At 44.6% G+C, this 17,013-nt stretch carries 13 protein-coding genes; 5 read left to right on the top strand and 8 right to left on the bottom strand.

Annotated features, from left to right (window positions below):
• Positions 1-73: 73 nt before the first annotated feature.
• Entirely contained in the window at positions 74-1,174 is a 1,101-nt protein-coding gene (locus AC27EZ_RS02970; RefSeq protein ID WP_487133870.1) for a PQQ-dependent sugar dehydrogenase, read from the bottom strand.
• 82 nt (positions 1,175-1,256) lie between these two features.
• Between AC27EZ_RS02970 and AC27EZ_RS02975 the strand changes: the two genes are divergently transcribed.
• From AC27EZ_RS02975 to AC27EZ_RS02995, 5 genes are all read left to right on the top strand, one after another.
• Complete coding sequence (locus tag AC27EZ_RS02975; RefSeq protein WP_487133871.1) at positions 1,257-1,736, top strand: hypothetical protein; 480 nt, start codon at positions 1,257-1,259, stop codon at positions 1,734-1,736.
• Between the two features lie 90 nt (positions 1,737-1,826).
• Positions 1,827-3,395, top strand: a complete 1,569-nt coding sequence (locus tag AC27EZ_RS02980) for an AMP-binding protein (RefSeq protein ID WP_487133872.1) — start codon at positions 1,827-1,829, stop codon at positions 3,393-3,395.
• Positions 3,396-3,532: 137 nt separating this feature from the next.
• Positions 3,533-4,690: an FIST signal transduction protein gene (locus tag AC27EZ_RS02985; RefSeq protein ID WP_487133873.1), complete on the top strand. Its 1,158-nt coding sequence runs from the start codon at positions 3,533-3,535 to the stop codon at positions 4,688-4,690.
• Positions 4,687-7,956 carry an ATP-binding protein gene (locus AC27EZ_RS02990; protein WP_487133874.1) on the top strand — a complete coding sequence of 1,090 codons (3,270 nt, stop codon included), beginning with the start codon at positions 4,687-4,689 and terminating at the stop codon, positions 7,954-7,956. Before AC27EZ_RS02985 ends, AC27EZ_RS02990 begins: the two co-directional genes overlap by 4 nt.
• Complete coding sequence (locus tag AC27EZ_RS02995; protein ID WP_487133875.1) at positions 7,949-9,049, top strand: response regulator; 1,101 nt, start codon at positions 7,949-7,951, stop codon at positions 9,047-9,049. The genes AC27EZ_RS02990 and AC27EZ_RS02995 overlap by 8 nt, the downstream gene beginning before the upstream one ends.
• Positions 9,050-9,112: 63 nt before the next feature.
• On the opposite strand, the gene AC27EZ_RS03000 is transcribed toward AC27EZ_RS02995, so the two are convergent.
• The 7 genes from AC27EZ_RS03000 to AC27EZ_RS03030 all read right to left on the bottom strand — a co-directional run bounded on the left by AC27EZ_RS03000 (position 9,113) and on the right by AC27EZ_RS03030 (position 17,009).
• Entirely contained in the window at positions 9,113-10,438 is a 1,326-nt protein-coding gene (locus AC27EZ_RS03000) for a tetratricopeptide repeat protein (RefSeq protein ID WP_487133876.1), read from the bottom strand.
• A 5-nt stretch (positions 10,439-10,443) separates the two neighbouring features.
• Positions 10,444-11,052: an energy transducer TonB gene (locus AC27EZ_RS03005; protein WP_487133877.1), complete on the bottom strand. Its 609-nt coding sequence runs from the start codon at positions 11,050-11,052 to the stop codon at positions 10,444-10,446.
• A gap of 3 nt (positions 11,053-11,055) precedes the next feature.
• The gene (locus AC27EZ_RS03010) at positions 11,056-11,463 is read right to left on the bottom strand and encodes an ExbD/TolR family protein (RefSeq protein ID WP_487133878.1); all 408 of its coding nucleotides are present in this window, start codon (positions 11,461-11,463) and stop codon (positions 11,056-11,058) included.
• 31 nt (positions 11,464-11,494) lie between these two features.
• Positions 11,495-12,013 carry a MotA/TolQ/ExbB proton channel family protein gene (locus AC27EZ_RS03015; RefSeq protein ID WP_421133601.1) on the bottom strand — a complete coding sequence of 173 codons (519 nt, stop codon included), beginning with the start codon at positions 12,011-12,013 and terminating at the stop codon, positions 11,495-11,497.
• A 2-nt stretch (positions 12,014-12,015) separates the two neighbouring features.
• On the bottom strand, positions 12,016-13,380 hold the full coding sequence (locus AC27EZ_RS03020) for a MotA/TolQ/ExbB proton channel family protein (protein WP_487133879.1): 1,365 nt from the start codon (positions 13,378-13,380) through the stop codon (positions 12,016-12,018).
• 13 nt (positions 13,381-13,393) lie between these two features.
• Positions 13,394-14,152 (bottom strand): DUF3450 domain-containing protein, encoded by a 759-nt coding sequence (locus tag AC27EZ_RS03025; protein ID WP_487133880.1) that lies wholly within the window; start codon positions 14,150-14,152, stop codon positions 13,394-13,396.
• A 160-nt stretch (positions 14,153-14,312) separates the two neighbouring features.
• Complete coding sequence (locus tag AC27EZ_RS03030) at positions 14,313-17,009, bottom strand: TonB-dependent receptor domain-containing protein (protein ID WP_487133881.1); 2,697 nt, start codon at positions 17,007-17,009, stop codon at positions 14,313-14,315.
• Positions 17,010-17,013: the final 4 nt, after the last annotated feature.

Here is a 17,013-nt window from a genome sequence, read left to right on the forward strand (position 1 = left end):
GTAAATAATAAACAAATGTCGTTCATAAGTATGAATTTAGCTTCTCTTTTGCCATAACGACCTGATATTTTTATTAAGAACCTGGGCTAACACGCACTAGTGAAGCGTCAGCGCCATCGGTAAGTAAATAAATGTAGCCCGCGTTATCAGTAGCGATATCTCGCAAACGCGTATCTAACGATGAAAAAATACGTTGTTGAGATGGTTTTTTATCTTCAAGCGACACCGTGTAGACGGCCTTATCTTTCAGCGCAGTAACCAGCAGGGTATTGCTCAGTGCAGCAAAGCGTGAGCCTGAGTAATAAACCATCGCAGAAGGCGCAATAGACGGTGTCCAATCCCAAACTGGACTTTGCATTCCATCGTAACGTCTAAACGGTGAGATTCGCGCACCTGAGTAGTCGTTACCGTTTGTGACAACTGGCCATCCGTAATTATTGCCGCTGTGAAGTTGATTGATTTCATCACCACCATCCGGGCCATGTTCGTGCAGCCATATCTCGCCATCCGGTCCTTGAATTAACCCTTGAGGGTTTCGGTGACCATAAGTAAAAATAAAAGGAGCGTTAGAAAATGCACCATCGCTAGGCGCACTACCATCACGAGTAAAGCGTAACACCTTCCCTAATTGAGAAGTTAATTTTTGCGCTTCCTCGCGATAATCGAACCCGTCACCGCTGGTCACTAACCATTCATTATCATTAAGTGCGAGTAAGCGCCCCCCATAATGCACAGGCGTATCTTTTGCATCTTTTACTTCAAATACGGTCTGAAGTGCTTCTATCTTGCCCCCTTCGCTCAACGTCCCCTTCATTACCGCAAGCCTATTGTCGCTCGCATCTCCTTTTGCATAGGAAATCATAAGCGCTCGGCTTTTTTTGAAATCAGGGGCAAGCTTGATATCCATTAATCCTCCTTGCCCTTCAACATAAAGCGATGGAAGCGATAATTTTTGGCGCGTTACGGTGCCATCAGTTGCTACTGCCACTACGTTCCCTTCCCGTTCGGTTATCAACCAAAGCCCTTTCGGTGTTAAGGCAATAGCCCAAGGAGAGACAAGCTTGTTTGCAATGACTTCGGTAGTAAAATCGAGTGATGGCTTAGCCGGTTCTGCATAGGCAGTATAACCAACGCTAAACATTACCATTGTTAAAAGGTGTTGAAGTTTATTCATACCGAGAACTCTAAAAACGTTTATTTCTTTACCCTAGCATGCAATGGTATAAAAATCTGGACTACTAATTAAGGAACGCGTTATGCGAGTTATACAAACCGTATTGATGTTTTTACGCGCCTATTTACCCGCGTTGCTAACGACCTACCTCATCGCAAGTATCCTGCATACGCAATCCGTTTTGCTAAATCTTGTGCAGCTTAATATCGATATTTCACTACGACAATGGTTATTCACTACCCTTGAGGATATTCAGGGTTTGCTTGTACTTTATGGAAGTGCCATTGCCTTTACTGTCTTAATTGCAATGATTGTGGCTATGTGGATCGCAACGCGACGTGACTACAATCCAACAGTACGCGCGCTTATATACGCTTTGGCCGGCGCGACGGGCATGTGGGTTATGCTTGCAGCCATGCAACCCATTCTCAATGTAACGCTTATTGCAGGGGCCCGCTCGACACTGGGCGTTACCATGCAATGCATGGCAGGCCTTATTGGTGGCCTTGTCTTTGCTACATGTCACAAAACACGAGATAGAAACAAACCATCATCGCGATGAATGCGTACTTATAACGTAAATATTATGTTAATGAAAAAAGACTTTTGTTACCTTATCGATAAATCGAATGAGTATTAGGAAAATTGCGCTATGATTTCTTACCCAGATAATGTTGGTTCTTTAGCAGATTACATTGAGTCTGTGCTTCAAAAATATGCCGATAAGCCTGCATACACGGCCCTTGGACAGACACTTACCTTCAAAGAAATCGATGAAAAATCGTCCGCTCTTGCGCGTTACTTTATTCATACTGCTAAGCTGCAAGCCGGTGATCGCATTGCGATTCAGCTTCCTAACTTAATCCAAAACCCAATCGCGGTATACGCTGCACTGCGCGCAGGGTTGGTGGTTGTTAATACCAATCCGCTATATACCGAACGCGAAATGAAACATCAGTTTACCGACAGTGGTGCAACGGCACTGGTTATTCTTAGCGACCTTGTGCCCAAGTTTGACGCGATTAAAGACGATACTAGCATTACTACTGTCATTGCGACTTCTGCAACTGAATTGTTAGATGCCGCCACCGCGCCGAATATTGCCAATACCATCTCGCTGTCCAGTGCAGTGGAGGAAGGCAAAAACCTTCCTTCATTCGAACGCACTAAAATAGAGATTGGCGCACTTGCGATGCTTCAATATACAGGTGGCACTACCGGTGTATCTAAAGGTGCGGCACTTAGCCATGAAAACGTACTCGCCAATTGCATTCAGATGCTTGACAGGATTGGCGCGCAGTTTAAAGAAGGAGGAGAAGTCGTGGTGTGTCCGCTTCCCCTTTATCATATTTATGCATTTACCGTATGCATGATGGCGTTGTTTGCCAAAGGCAGTCAAATTCTGCTGATCCCAAACCCGCGGGATATCGATGGTTTTATTCAAACCCTCAAACCACATGCCATCACGGCGTTCGCAGGGATTAATACCCTTTTTGTTGGGTTAGGTCGTCACCCGGAATTTGCTAAACTCGATTTCTCTAAATTACATTTAACCATGTCTGGCGGAACGGCACTTACCCAAGGTGCTGTAGCCATTTGGAAAGATGTCACTGGTAACACCATTACTGAAGGATATGGGTTGTCAGAAACAGCGCCTGTGGTCTCGTTTAACCTTCCAGGTAAAGAAGAAATCGGCTCGGTAGGCTTACCCTTAGCGGACACTGAAGTGGCCTTACTCGATAGTAACGATGCCCCAGTAGAAGAAGGTGAATCCGGGCAAATTGCGGTTCGTGGACCGCAAGTCATGATGGGCTACTGGAATAGAGATGACGAAACGGCAAAGGTTATGACACCGGATGGTTTCTTCAAAACCGGGGACATTGGGATACGACTTGCGTCCGGCGCGATTAAAATCGTTGATCGACTGAAAGACATGATTTTGGTCTCTGGTTTCAACGTCTACCCTAACGAAGTAGAGGATGTACTAACGTCTCACCCTGATATTGTTGAGGCTGCTGTAGTAGGCAACCCTGATGAAAAAACAGGTGAGCGTGTTTGTGCTTTCATAACGGTGAGCAAACCAGTTGAAAATGATGCTGTTGTCGCATTTTGCAAAGAACAACTTACTAACTACAAGGTGCCTAAATCTATAACGGTACTTGAAGAGTTACCCAAATCTACGGTAGGTAAAATTCTTCGTAGGGAATTAAGAAACGCATAATATCTACGTTTAACCTTCGTTAACGCGAAAAAGGGCAACTAAAGCGGCTTATTTCGACCAAAGAATAAGCCGTTTTGTTTGCCGCCACCGTCAATCCACTTTATAACTATACCTACTATTAATTTTCCGGCCTTTATATGCAGGTAAGTACTTATCACGTTAGCTCACACCACGACCTTGAAGCATTGCGTGCAGCGGTATCTCACGATGCTGACCTAACCCTCGTTTACGCGTCACCGATTTTTTTTGAAAACGATGACACTCGGAAAATATTGCTTACACAAAAATCACCGATTGTGGGCTGCAGCAGCGCTGGCGAAATATATCAAGATAAGGTTTACGATCATAGTGCGGTTATAACGGTATTACGATTCGAGCAAGGCGGCAGCTGTAGGGTCAACGCAACCTACATTGATGCCATGCCTGCGAGTTTTGAAGCAGGGAAACGAGCGGTATCGCCTCTTGTTTCAGAGCAACTTAAAGCCATATTTTGTTTAGCACCGGGGTTGGACATCAATGGCTCAGCGTTGATTAAGGGAATGTCTTCCACACTCCCGCCTCAAGTAAGCATTAGCGGCGGACTGGCAGGTGACAATGCAGAATTCAAACAAACCTACGTTTTATGCAATGGTGAAATTAGCCAGCGTATGTGTGTTGCTATCGGTTTTTATGGGAGTAGCTTATCGCTAGATTACGGGGCTTTCGGTGGTTGGCGGTCATTTGGACCTGCTCGTCAGGTTACACGTTCTGAAGACAATATTCTCTATGAGCTAGATGGTATACCCGCGCTTGATTTATACAAAAAATACCTCGGTGATTATGCCAATGATTTACCTGCAAGCGGGCTGCTTTTCCCTTTTGAAGTTCTGACAGAAAACTTACAGGCTTCAGGGTTAATACGCACTATTTTAGGTGTAGATACGCTAAATGATGCCCTGATCCTTGCCGGTGACGTTGAGCAAGGCCAGTTTTTGCGATTAATGCATGCCTCTACCGATGACCTTGTTGACGGTGCCGAAATTGCGGCGCAAGAAGTCGCAACACAGTTGCCTAAAACGAGTCAATCCAATAGCCAACAACGCGTAGCGCTATTAACAAGTTGTGTTGGAAGAAAGCTTGTCATGGGCGAACGTGTGGATGAAGAAACAGAAGCCGTTATGGCTTTTCTACCGCCAAACACACAAGTCTGTGGCTTTTTCTCTTATGGCGAAATGAACCCATTTAGCGCAAACAGTCAAACAAGATTGCACAATCAAACCATGGCCATAACGTTACTGCGAGAAAGTCTTTCGTGAACAAGTTATTGCGTAGACAATTAGAAAAAGCGTTCGGCTTAAGTGGCGAAGGTGAATTTGATGACTGGTTGAAAGCTTTAGACGAACAAGAAAATACGTTTTTAGGTGACAAAAAAATAGCGCAAGGTTTAGCATCCTTTATTAACCGTGTCGATGACACCTATCGCTATCACGATAGGGATATTACACTTCGAGACCGAAGTCTTCAGTTAAACTCAGAAGAGTTAATTGAAGCCAATGAAAAAATAAGAGAACAAGTCACACATCAGAAACAAGTGATCGATACCCTAAGACATTCGGTGAACCAGCTATTAACCGAGCAGGGAAAGCCCCCCATTGACAGTAGCCTCACCAATATTTCTCAACTGTCCTCAATGGTTCTTGATTTAATAAAAGAAAAACAGCAAACCGACAACGAAATGTTGGTTCAACGTCACGCGATGGACAAACATGGCATCGTCGCTACTATCGACGTAAATGGCACTATTCTTTCGGCCAATAACAAATGCTGCCAACTGTCCCAGTTCGAGCGGCATGAACTGATAGGCCAAAACTTATCTATTTTTCGTGTCAGCAACTTATCAATTCATGTTCAAGTAGGTATTTTAAAACAGGTAATTAAAGGGGCTATTTGGAGTGGCGAGCTTCACAGTATAACAAAACGTGGGACACCATGGTATGTGTCAGCCACCATAGTCCCTATTCTTAACAAGGAAGCACTTGTCGACCGACTGGTCGTATTATGTACCGACATTTCAGAACAAAAGCGGCTAGAAGAGCGACTAGCTGCCAGGCAGCACTTTTTTAAAAGTATTACGGACAGTATAGGTGAAGGCGTCTACGCGGTAGACGGAAGCGGTACGGTACAATTTTTAAACCCTGAAGCACTCCGACTATTGGGGTGGGAACTAGACGACCTAAAACATCAGACATTTCATGATGCGGTTCATTATCAGCGTAGCGACGGGTCTCTATTAAAATATGACGAATGCTTAATTCGCTCTACCACTAACAGTGGCAATGTCTATCGTTCAGAAACTGATTTTTTTACGGATAAGAGAGGGCATCTTTTCCCGATTTCAATTATCGCGGTTCCATTGTTAGATCGAAATGGAAAACCTGATGGCCACGTGGGGGTTTTCAGCGATATTAGTGAACGAAAAGCTACAGAAAGAAAACTGCAGTTAGCCTATCAAGAGGCTGAAAAAGCGAGCAAAGCAAAGGGTGATTTTCTTGCCACCATGAGTCATGAGATTCGAACGCCAATGAATGCAATCATTGGTCTTACGCATTTAGCGCTTGAAGCCGATACCGTCGAGCAAAAACAAATCAATCTTAAAAAAGTAAAAAATAGTGCTGCGACCCTGCTTGAACTGATTAATAGTATTCTTGACTTCTCAAAGGTCGACTCACAAGAAATTGACGTCGTTAAACAGAAATTCAATCTTTCCTCATTGCTTGGAAAACTGTCGCAGATGTTTCAGCACAAGGCGAGAGATAAATCGCTTCATTTGTTGTTTGACATTAAATGTAATTCAAACAGCGAATGTATAGGAGATAGTGACCGACTTTACCAAGTTTTGGTTAACTTATTAAGCAACGCAATAAAATTTACCGACAATGGGTTTGTTAAGCTAACCATTGATGCTAATCAAAGCGATATTGCCTTTAGCGTAAGTGACTCGGGTATTGGCATCAGTGAAAATAGCCTTCCTTCTTTGTTCGATGCATTTGTGCAGGCCGATGCCTCTATTTCAAGAAATTACGGGGGCACTGGATTAGGTTTAGCCATCAGCAAAAAATTAGTGTCGATGATGGGGGGTACGCTCTCGGTCGACAGCATTGAAGGTAAAGGAAGTCACTTTCACTTTAGTATCCCTGGCATGTTCATCTCGGCGGCACCGTACCCGACGATTTCATTAGAGCAACCATTGCTATGCGTAAGCGCTGAAAAGGGCATGACCGAAACTGTTCGCATTTTAAACGGAGCGCTCTCACGATTAGCCATACCATTTAGCATGATTGACGCTAGGCATAACGCTTTGCCTACATCGAACCAACATACCATTTTGCTGTTAGGTGACGACCAACTTGCATGGGATAAAATTATTAATCACATGAAGTTTGGAGAGTTTGAAAACCTAAATATCGCAATCATTATTACGCCATTAAGTGACATTGAAGTTGAACAACGCTTAGGTAAATACCTTCCCGCCCATGCCGACATCATCGAAGCCCCCTTTACCGATGTTCAGCTTATTGACTCGCTGACCCCGTTACAAAACGCCTCCGGCGAAAAAAGAAAGGAAGGCCTAGAGTCTAAAAAGCGTAGAGAGAAAAGGTTGAAGGGTAAGCATATTTTAGTGGTAGAAGACGACGATATTAGCCTAGAGGTTACCCGCCAAATCCTGTTTAACAGTGGACTGAAAGTAACATCGGCAAAGACCGGAGAAATGGCGCTGATGTTATGTACAAAGCAACGTTTTGACGCCATCCTTCTTGATTGTATGTTACCAAAAATGAGCGGCTATCAAGTATCTGAACAGCTATGCCAACAACCTTTTTTTACTACGCCAATAATTGCACTAAGTGCAAATATTTCTGAGCAGACAACACAAAAGGGCATCGATGCAGGCATGTGTGCCCAAATAACAAAGCCCGCCAAGGCGAAAACGATTCTTGCTACGCTCGATAGTTATATCCATAGCGGTTATCTTAGTATTGATGAGCCAGCGCAAACTGATAATTTCGAAAACGATATCTATCAGTTCTACCTTAAATATGGAAAGCCAGATGTGCTGGCATCTTTATTAACGCTACTCACCACGAAATCCAATGATCTTAGTTATATAAACAGGCTATTGGAGGATGCGCATCACATTGGTGCACATACACTTGAGCGCAGCGTCTTTTCTATTCAAAGCGCAGTACACAACGGAAACGACTACGCCAGTAAAATCGCGGAACTTTCTCAATCTTTAGATACGACACTTAGCCTCATCGCCCATACGCTTTCTGCCTCTAATATAAATAGGAAAGAGGAAGTGAGCAATGAGATTCCATTAACCGAATTGGTAAATGTAATTACAAGCTTAAAGGCCTATGATGCTGATGCGGGCGCCTTACTGACAAATTTAGTCAGTAATTATTCAACCTCGCACCTAAGTCATAAACTTAACAAGGCATTACAACAGGTCAATGTTTATGACTACGATGGAGCAATCGAAACGCTAGTAGTTGTACAGGAAAATATAACCAATGAGTGAGTCACATTCGAACAAGAACACGAAGTCGTTCAGCGTGTTGATCGTTGACGATGAACCCGCCAATATTGATATATTGAAAGGGGTATTGTCACCTCACTACCAAGTCAAGGTAGCTTCTTCTGGTCATGTCGCGCTGCGCGTTGTGGAGCGGTTTACTCCCGACCTTATTTTGCTGGATATTATGATGCCAGGCATTGATGGCTTTGAAGTTTGCAAAAAACTCAAAGCGATGCCGACACTCGCCAACATACCGGTTATCTTTGTTACCGCATTAGGGCAAGGCGAAGATGAGGAAAAAGGGTTTACGCTGGGTGCAGTCGATTATATTACGAAGCCTATCTCCCCCCCTCTCGTGCTGGCGAGAGTTAATACCCATATCACGTTAGCCCATCAGATGCGTGTCACTGAGGTACAAGTGAAAGAACGCACCGCTCAGCTACAGCGAAGTCAACAAAGTGCCATTACAATGCTAGCGGCGGCGGGCCACTATAACGATAACGATACTGGTCATCACATTTGGCGAATGGCGGCTTACAGTAAGTGTTTAGCCCTAGCGGCAGGATGGTCAGTAACCGATGCCTCTTTGTTGGCGCAGGCCGCCCCCATGCATGATACAGGGAAAATCGGCATTCCTGACAGTATTCTCAAAGCCCCTCGTCGTCTTAATGACGCTGAAATGGCAATTATGCGAACCCACGCTGAAATTGGACATAAGATTTTGGCGCAAAGTGATACACCATTGTTTAACTTAGCTGCTGAAATATCGTTATGTCACCATGAAAAATGGGATGGCTCAGGTTATCCTCAGTCACTCATCGGCGAAGCAATACCGCAAAGCGCACGCATTGTCGCTATTGCTGATGTATTCGATGCCTTAACCATGAAACGGCCCTATAAAAAGGCCTGGGATGATGATGCTGCATTTGAATATATTGCTGAGCAGGCGGGTACACATTTCGACCCTGAACTGGTTTGCCGATTCTTATCAATAAAAGATGACATTATTCGAACTAAACAATACTGGAATTCGCTAGAGCAGCGAAATGAAATCCCCTCGATGGAGAACGTATTGCCTGCAAACACTGCCATGTAGACAGCTAAGATAATTAACCTATAAAAAACGCCGCGATTGCGGCGTTTTTTGTTGGAACTTACATTAGCTTGTACCTAGCTCTACAGCAAGCCTGTCAGCCTGTTGTTTTTCACCTTGCACAAACTGTTTCCACTGCTGAGCCATTGCGCGACTCTTTTGATGCTTCTCAGCTTCTGCTAACTGATTCAGCGCCAACGCATATTGCTTTTTGTTGTAAAGGGCCATGCCTTTTATAAGGTAAACTAAGCCTGGGTTTCTCAACTCACCTTTAGCGACCGCGCGGTCAGCCGCAGAAATTGCATCATCAAAGCGCTCTTCATTAAGCAGAATTTGCGCAAGCTGGGCGTCCAACTCACCGTCTTCTGCTAATTCTGCCGCTTGCATCATTACAGGAATGGCTTTGTCTTGTTCTTTTGCTAACGACCAGCTTTGCCCTAGGAATTTCAGGTTGCGCAAGTTTTTCTCAAGCACGCCATTATTCATAGCCTGTTCCATTAACCTAGCGCCCTTAAACGGTGCTCTATGGTAATAGTAAAGCTGTGCTAGATTAAAGACATCTGCACCTGTCTCAACAAACCCTTGCTGATAAGCTGTTTCCATCATAGCCAGTTGCTTTCTTTCTTCGCCTAACTCACCATACATGCCTGCTAATTGCAGCCAATACTTAGGTTCGTTGTAAAGCTTGACCATCTTGATGAGGACGTCTTTTACCTTCTCAGGTTGCTTAAGTTCATAATAAACCGCACGCTGAAGAATTAACCACCCCTCATCAGGGATCATTCCCTCGGCTTCATGATCTGAAATCGCTTGTGCTATCCACTCAGCAGCGTTTTCATATTGCTTACTTTGGTAATACGCCTGCGCTTTTATGACTTTATTTTTCGGTGGAATTTTGCCGTTATTAAGGGCTTCCCAACGTTCAATATAAGTAATGGTATCGTCGTAATTACCTTGCATAAGGTTAAGCTGCGCTAAACTGAAAAGCGTTGTCATTTCAAATTTTTCAGGTATGGGCTGCTGTTCGACAACCTTGGCAAATGACGCTAGCGCTTGTTCATAATCTTCATTGTTGTAATAGATAAAGCCGAAAAAGTTATACATCATCGCTTTTTCATACGCATTCATCGAGTCTGATTTTTCCTCAACCTCACGTAAAATAGCGATGGCCTCTTCGACGTTGCCCGCATCATCAGCGGCTGATTGTGCGCGAGCAAGCTGCTCGTAAACCTTACCGCGCAGCGTAGGCACACGACGGGTTTTCTTTTCACTGGCCTTTACTTCTTGCGCACTCGCATCAGAAGCAACAAGCATAGTCGGTAACGTGATTAACGCTGATGCAGCTGCAAACGTCAGTGCATATAGCAATCTACTCGCTTGTGTTTTCATCATGTCTATTATCCGTCAATCTGGAATGAGATTCGGTTTTGCACACCAGACACTTCTGTTGGCTCACCGTTAACTACACGAGGCTTATATTTGAACTTCATTGCAGCATCAATCGCCGCTTGCTCAAAAATCCCCTGCGGATTCGCTTCAACTACAATAGGGTTACGTACCGCTCCTTGCTTAGTTACCGTAAACTCAACAATAACAAAGCCTTCTATTCCACGCTGAAGGGCGCGTCTTGGATAGACCGGTGCAACTTTAACGATAGGTAAGTACTCACCATCACCCGACTCTAAAGATAAACCACCCTCTAACGAGATATCATCACCGACATCTGCACCAAAATCCATTGACGAACCCTCTGCATTTGGTGTCGGCGAGTCCATCTGAGGCTGCTGCATCTGAGGCGGCGGTGTATCTGGCTTAGGTGGCTTCTTAGGCTTACGGTCTTTTTTCTCGACCTGCTCTTCCTGCTTAACCCTTACGAAGTCAAGCACACTACCTTTTGGAGGCTCAGTCAGGGCGCTGCCACCCATCTTGATGAGTGATTGCATCAAGAAGAACAGGCCTAACGTGATCGCAAGAGATAGTGCGAATGCGATTAAATATCGTGGCATGATTTATGGCTCTTGCGCTGCAATCGAAACATCGTATACGCCCGCGGCACGCGAGGCGTCCATTACCTTTATCAAGGTTTCTGTTGTTGCTTTTTTATCAGCTTGAATCACGACTGTACCCTGAGGATTTTCTGCGTGAAGACGTTCAATGTTCGCTTGAACAGCACGAACATCAATACGGCGTTTGTTAATCCAAATCTCACCTTTATCTGAAATCGCGATAAGAATGTTAGCACGGTCTTTCTTCACGGCGGTTGCCGCTTCTGGACGGTTAACATCAATACCCGCTTCTTTCACAAAAGAGGCGGTAACGATAAAGAATATCAACATGATAAATACAACGTCCAACATCGGTGTCATGTCGATAGTTGCTTCTTCTTCATCAACTAGATTTTGAAAATGCTGTTTCATAATAATTACCTTACCTTAATGCAAACGAGCATTAACGTTGAATTGTCAATGCATCCTCAAGATGCGTGCGTTCTGATTTCACCATACGGGTTAGCCATGTAGCTGCAAATACGCCTGATAGTGCACCAACCATTCCAGCCATTGTTGGAATCGTTGCTTTCGATACTCCCGATGCCATGGAGCGAGCATTACCCGAGCCAGAAATTGCCATCACGTCGAACACTTCAATCATACCCGTTACTGTGCCCATCAAACCTAATAGCGGACAAAGTGCGACTAATGCTTGAATAATAGGGATACTGCCATTTAACCGCATGGTTAACTGTGAAATCGTTTTCTGACGAACCTGTTCTGCAATCCAAGAAGTACGGTCGGCACGTGCCGTCCACATTGCTACCGCATCTTTCTTAGCTTGCTTGTGCCAAACCAATAGGTACATGGCACGCTCGAGGATTAAAAGCCACATAACGAATATCAACAGGCCGATGACCAGGAGAACCTGGCCACCTGTTTCTGTGAAATCGCGAATTGCTTCCAGAAACTCGATCATGATTAGCCTCGCTCAGCGCGCTCTGCAATAACGCCAGATGCTTGTTCTTGTAGGATATACACAATGTTCTTAGAACGTGTATTTAGCATCGCATAAAGTAACGTCATTGGAATCGCAACGACCAGACCTAATACCGTGGTAACAAGTGCAGTTGAGATACCACCAGCCATCAATTTCGGGTCGCCCGTACCGAACAAGGTAATAGCTTGGAAGGTATTGATCATACCGGTTACCGTACCTAGTAGACCCATAAGCGGCGCGACGACAGAGATAATCTTAATGATAGTGAGGTTACGACCTAGTTTAGGCACTTCGCCCAAAATAGCTTCTGTTAGGTGAAGCTCAAGCGCTTCAACGTCAGCGTCTGGGTGCTCGTCACGTACTTTAAGTACACGACCAAGTGGGTTAGTTGTTTTTACTTCTTTGCTCTTAAGCTGTTTGTTTACTTTCATGCGAATTACAGAAAGACTCACTAAACGCTCAATGGCTAACAGTAGACCAAACGCACCAACGATAAGAATGATATAACCCACTACACCGCCTTGCTCTACACGCTCTTGAAGGTTAGGCGCTTGAACAAGAAGGCCAAGGATTGAACCACCAGTCGGGTCGATACCAAACTGTACTAGCTCACCACTCGATGCTTGAAGTTCTGCCGCTGAATCGTTGTAACGGTCAGCAGGTTGACGAATAAGCTCTGATACTGTGCCTGTTACGCCGTTGTACTCAAGGTATTTACCATCAGCAACAAGCGCAAATGGACCAACACGTACCACTTCTTTTGATACTTTTTGACCACCCGCTTCAACCACATTCGTAGTAAACTTAGTCACTTTTCCTGACTCGGTCATTTCGCGCTGCATTTCAAACCACACGCGCTCTATTTCTTCAATTGAAGCAAGCTTAGAGCTTGAGCCCATATCTTGCGCCATTTGATCTAAGAAATTTGCTCTATCTGGAATTTGAGCAGAAATAACAGAGTTGTAGAATTTGTTTTTCGTGTCGCCAGCAATTTGCTGCAGCACACCGAACAATTCTTTCAATGAGCCCAAACGTGTATCAAGCGCACCGTTAAGGTCGGCCAGTTTAAATTCATTTTCTTCAAACTGCGTTTCAAGCTGCTCAGATTGAACCAACATTTGGTCACGCTTGGCACGTGTTTCACGAAGAATACGGTCTTGCTCGGCACGTTGTGCGGCGAAATCAAGTTCACGTTGTTTATTTTGCTCAGATTGCGCAAATTGACCTTCTTCTAACTGTTTAAGAAGGGCGTCTAAGTCCATGGCACGGTCGCTTTGTGCGAAAGCACCAACGCTGATGCTAAGGGCTGCTAGACCAACAGCGATACGTTTTACTGTATTAAACATTCTCATCAACCTCTTAGTCTGTAATTGCTACTGGCAGCATTAGCAAGTCTGGAGCAAGTTGTTTCTTCGCCATGCGCAGACCTTTTGTGATTTGTGTACGGTAGCTGCTATCTAGTGCTTCCCACTGACGCGTTTGCTTGTTCCATACGCCTTGCGTGCTCGCATCACGCGTTTGATAGATAAGCGCGGTGCGACCTAAACGTAAAAACTCAACATCACGCTCTTGACCGTCGATTGAGTGAATACCGCTGTAGGCTTCCATTGTGCGACCGTAGTCCATTTCAACCTGGAACGCTTCCATAACGCGACGGAATTTTTCAGAGGCCGCTACATCAGCACGGTCCATCATCGCTTTTAAATCGGCAACGCGGTTGGCTCGCTCTTCAGGAAGAAACGGAACGTCTAATTCAATAAACTGCTCAAGACCGTCAATCATACGGATCATAAGAGGCGTAATTTGACGTTCTACCACTGACACTTCGTCAATAGCCGAATTCAAATCAGTCATTTCTTGCTCTTGATTAGCGATTTGCTTACGAAGCTGGGTGTTGTACACCTCTAGGCCTTCGATTTCTTTCATTAGTGTTTTGAACTGTTGAAGTTTGCTATCGATCTGATCAGTTATACCATTAATCTTTTCTTGCGATTTAGCCGCAGACTCGTTGATTTTCGCCGCCTCATCGACAACGGGTTTTAAGACTTCATCGTCTTGTGCGAGTACCGGTGACGCCGCTAGCGCACCCGCAACAAGCAAAGCATTGATAAGCTTCATACATTCAAACCTTTAAAGTTAAAAGAAATCGGTGTTATCCGACTATAAATTTCTGGGCGTAGGATAGGAGTTTTCCATGACAGTTTTATTACAGGACTGTCATAAAACAACTAATGAGTAGGTAAAAAAAAGCCCGACATGGCGTCAGGCTTTATATTTACTAGAAATCGTACTTAATCGAGGCGTTCAAACTGGTGCCTACCGTAAGTCTTCTGAGCGTTAACCCTTCTTGCTCAATCTCCTTCTCATCATTAAATAAGTTCTGCACTCTAAATTTAATGGTGGTGTTAAAATCTGGATAGTATGTGTAAACCGCGTCTAATGAATGGAACGGTTTTTCTATACCGTCTTCAAAGCCACGTACGCCTGGCGCAATGATACGCTCGCCAAACGAGTTATACACCAACGAAGCAGAGTGTTCACCGTTGTCTGAGTCCCAACCAAGCTGCATGTTCGCCACCCATTCTGAATGGCCTACAAGGCGGCGCTGATCATTGGTGATGGTTGCCGTAATACGACCGCCATACGCGGCACGCGCTTGCTGAGAGAACAATGAGTCTTGGTCTTCACTGCCAATCGTTACTTCAGAGTCAGACAACGTCATGTTAGCCGATAGGAAAAAGTTGCTAAAGTTATCCCCGATAAATGCAAGATCATGCAAAAATTCAACTTCAACACCGTACAACTCACCTTCTTCACCGTTGGCAGTCAACAACTGAGGTACCCCTTCACCGCCATCGAATTGCACCATCTCGATAGGGTTGGTCATATCTTTGTAAAATACGGCCACCGACAAGTTGTTCCCTTGTGACATATACCACTCCCATCGGAAGTCGATATTGGTCAGTTCAGACTCAACCAGTGTAGGCGAACCACGAACCAAGAATTCGGTTAACGGGTCAATAAAGAATGTTGAACTAATATCACGCAAATCAGGACGAATTAACGTTTGGCTGATATTAAAGCGATACTGCATTTCTTCACTTGGTATATAAGTAAACGCGAGTGACGGTAAAACATCTGTTTCACTGTAAATACTGTCTATGATGACATCGATATCATCGGCAAACGTATCAGAATGTTCAACAAACGGAATCGACACTTGTTGGAAGTCTTCATAGCGCGCCCCACCGCTCACTCTGAACTTTTGGTCAAAGAACGCATCAACCATAAAGTAACCGGCCGTTAGTTTGGTCGCCGCTAAATACTTATCGCCTTCACCTGTATTATCTTGGAATACTGAACGGCCTGTCGAGCTCGTGTAGAAGTTATCGTTATAGATATTCTCTTGTGAGAATATCGTGTCTAAACGGCTACCCGCTTTGAAGTCAGCGTCTATACCGAAATGGCGTATCGCTAAATCAATATTGTTACCATCACGGGTTTTATCGTAATAGTCCATTCCGGCTTTTAGTTCTATGTCGTAACCGCTGCCAAAAAAGGCAGTGGATACGTTGAAGCCATAGGTATCTGATTCATCATAAAGCACTTGGAATTGACGGTTTAAGTTAGTTCCCGGCGTGTCATCTAAGCGCTCAAGTTCTAATGCACCGGATTCATCAAAGAATTGTTGAAAGGTGACTTCCATAATATCTGGCGCTTCACGTGATGCACGGCTTGTGCCCACATACCAATCGAAGTAAACGCCACTTAGTAAATCTAGGAAGTTGTGCGTACCTTTAAGCTGAGATGACACCATTTCACGCTCTTCGAAAATGATGTCCATGCGTCTAAATTCTTCAACGCCGGGATCTGATTCACTCTCGTCAAAATAAAAGCCGTCACGAACACGGTCACGCATGTCATGAAGCATCATGTTTACTAACTCAACTTTATGGTTACTGTTGTATTCGTAACCCATGTTGAACATACCGCTCCATCTTACGTTTTGCTCAGTAGATACCATATCTCTGAATTTCGTAAAACGTGGATTTTCCTGACCACCACCAATATCGTTACCTAGCAGTTCTTCAGCAACAGTCCATTGGTTGGTGTAAGAAATAGTGGCAAGAAAACCAAGCACGCTGTCGTTATCAAAGACGTAATTGTTTCCTATTGTCGAGCCTAAGCTAAAGTTAGGGTCGACTGACTTCGCTTCGGGACCAATATCCCAATTAAACGAGCCTAAAATAGCCTGTGTTTCCGCTAATGTTCGAGTGCGGTCGCCTTCAAACCCTGCTGAACCATTTGCAGCAAGACCAGATTGAATAATGTTTGGCAGTGCACGCGTGCCATCATCACGTCCTGTCCAGTCGTCGCTGCCGCCAGAGTAGAACACGCCATCGTCGCTATTTTGTGTATTCCAGCCGCCACCTGCACTTACATTGAAAACAAATTCGCTAGGAATAGATTTGGTGCGGATATTCACGTTACCGCCACCGAAATGCCCAGGCATATTAGGAGAATACGACTTCTGAACATTCAAGCTTTCAATGATGCTTGAAGGAAACAAATCAAGAGGGACAACCGAGCGCGTTGGATCCGGGCTAGGTACTGTCATGCCGTTTAATTGCGTGCTTGAATAACGCTCACCAAGACCACGTACGTAAATGAACTTTCCGTCTACAAGCGTAAGACCTGTTACACGACGAAGCGCAGCTGCCGCATCGCCATCACCAGTACGAGATATTTGTTCCGCACCTAAAATATCAGCAACGAACGCTTGATTTTGACGTTCTTGTAATACCGCTGTTGCAGTACCTTTTAATCGCGTACCTGTTGCAACGACTTCCTCTATTGCCTCATCTTCCGATTGCTGCGCAACCGCGGTAAGAGGAAGAGCACTTGCGCCAAGAATAGAGGCGATAGCCAACGATAGTCCACCAACCTTGAATGTTGACGCGTGTTTATTTCTCATTTTG

It is taken from the genome of Alteromonas sp. 4NH20-0056, from assembly GCF_057539655.1.

Excerpts from the sequence above, each read along its gene's own strand:
- AC27EZ_RS02970 (WP_487133870.1), bottom strand. The coding sequence starts at position 1,174 with ATGAATAAACTTCAACACCTTTTAACAATGGTAATGTTTAGCGTTGGT.
- AC27EZ_RS02975 (WP_487133871.1), top strand. The coding sequence starts at position 1,257 with ATGCGAGTTATACAAACCGTATTGATGTTTTTACGCGCCTATTTACCC.
- AC27EZ_RS02980 (WP_487133872.1), top strand. The coding sequence starts at position 1,827 with ATGATTTCTTACCCAGATAATGTTGGTTCTTTAGCAGATTACATTGAG.
- AC27EZ_RS02985 (WP_487133873.1), top strand. The coding sequence starts at position 3,533 with ATGCAGGTAAGTACTTATCACGTTAGCTCACACCACGACCTTGAAGCA.
- AC27EZ_RS02995 (WP_487133875.1), top strand. The coding sequence starts at position 7,949 with ATGAGTGAGTCACATTCGAACAAGAACACGAAGTCGTTCAGCGTGTTG.
- AC27EZ_RS03000 (WP_487133876.1), bottom strand. The coding sequence starts at position 10,438 with ATGATGAAAACACAAGCGAGTAGATTGCTATATGCACTGACGTTTGCA.
- AC27EZ_RS03005 (WP_487133877.1), bottom strand. The coding sequence starts at position 11,052 with ATGCCACGATATTTAATCGCATTCGCACTATCTCTTGCGATCACGTTA.
- AC27EZ_RS03010 (WP_487133878.1), bottom strand. The coding sequence starts at position 11,463 with ATGAAACAGCATTTTCAAAATCTAGTTGATGAAGAAGAAGCAACTATC.
- AC27EZ_RS03015 (WP_421133601.1), bottom strand. The coding sequence starts at position 12,013 with ATGATCGAGTTTCTGGAAGCAATTCGCGATTTCACAGAAACAGGTGGC.
- AC27EZ_RS03020 (WP_487133879.1), bottom strand. The coding sequence starts at position 13,380 with ATGTTTAATACAGTAAAACGTATCGCTGTTGGTCTAGCAGCCCTTAGC.
- AC27EZ_RS03025 (WP_487133880.1), bottom strand. The coding sequence starts at position 14,152 with ATGAAGCTTATCAATGCTTTGCTTGTTGCGGGTGCGCTAGCGGCGTCA.
- AC27EZ_RS03030 (WP_487133881.1), bottom strand. The coding sequence starts at position 17,009 with ATGAGAAATAAACACGCGTCAACATTCAAGGTTGGTGGACTATCGTTG.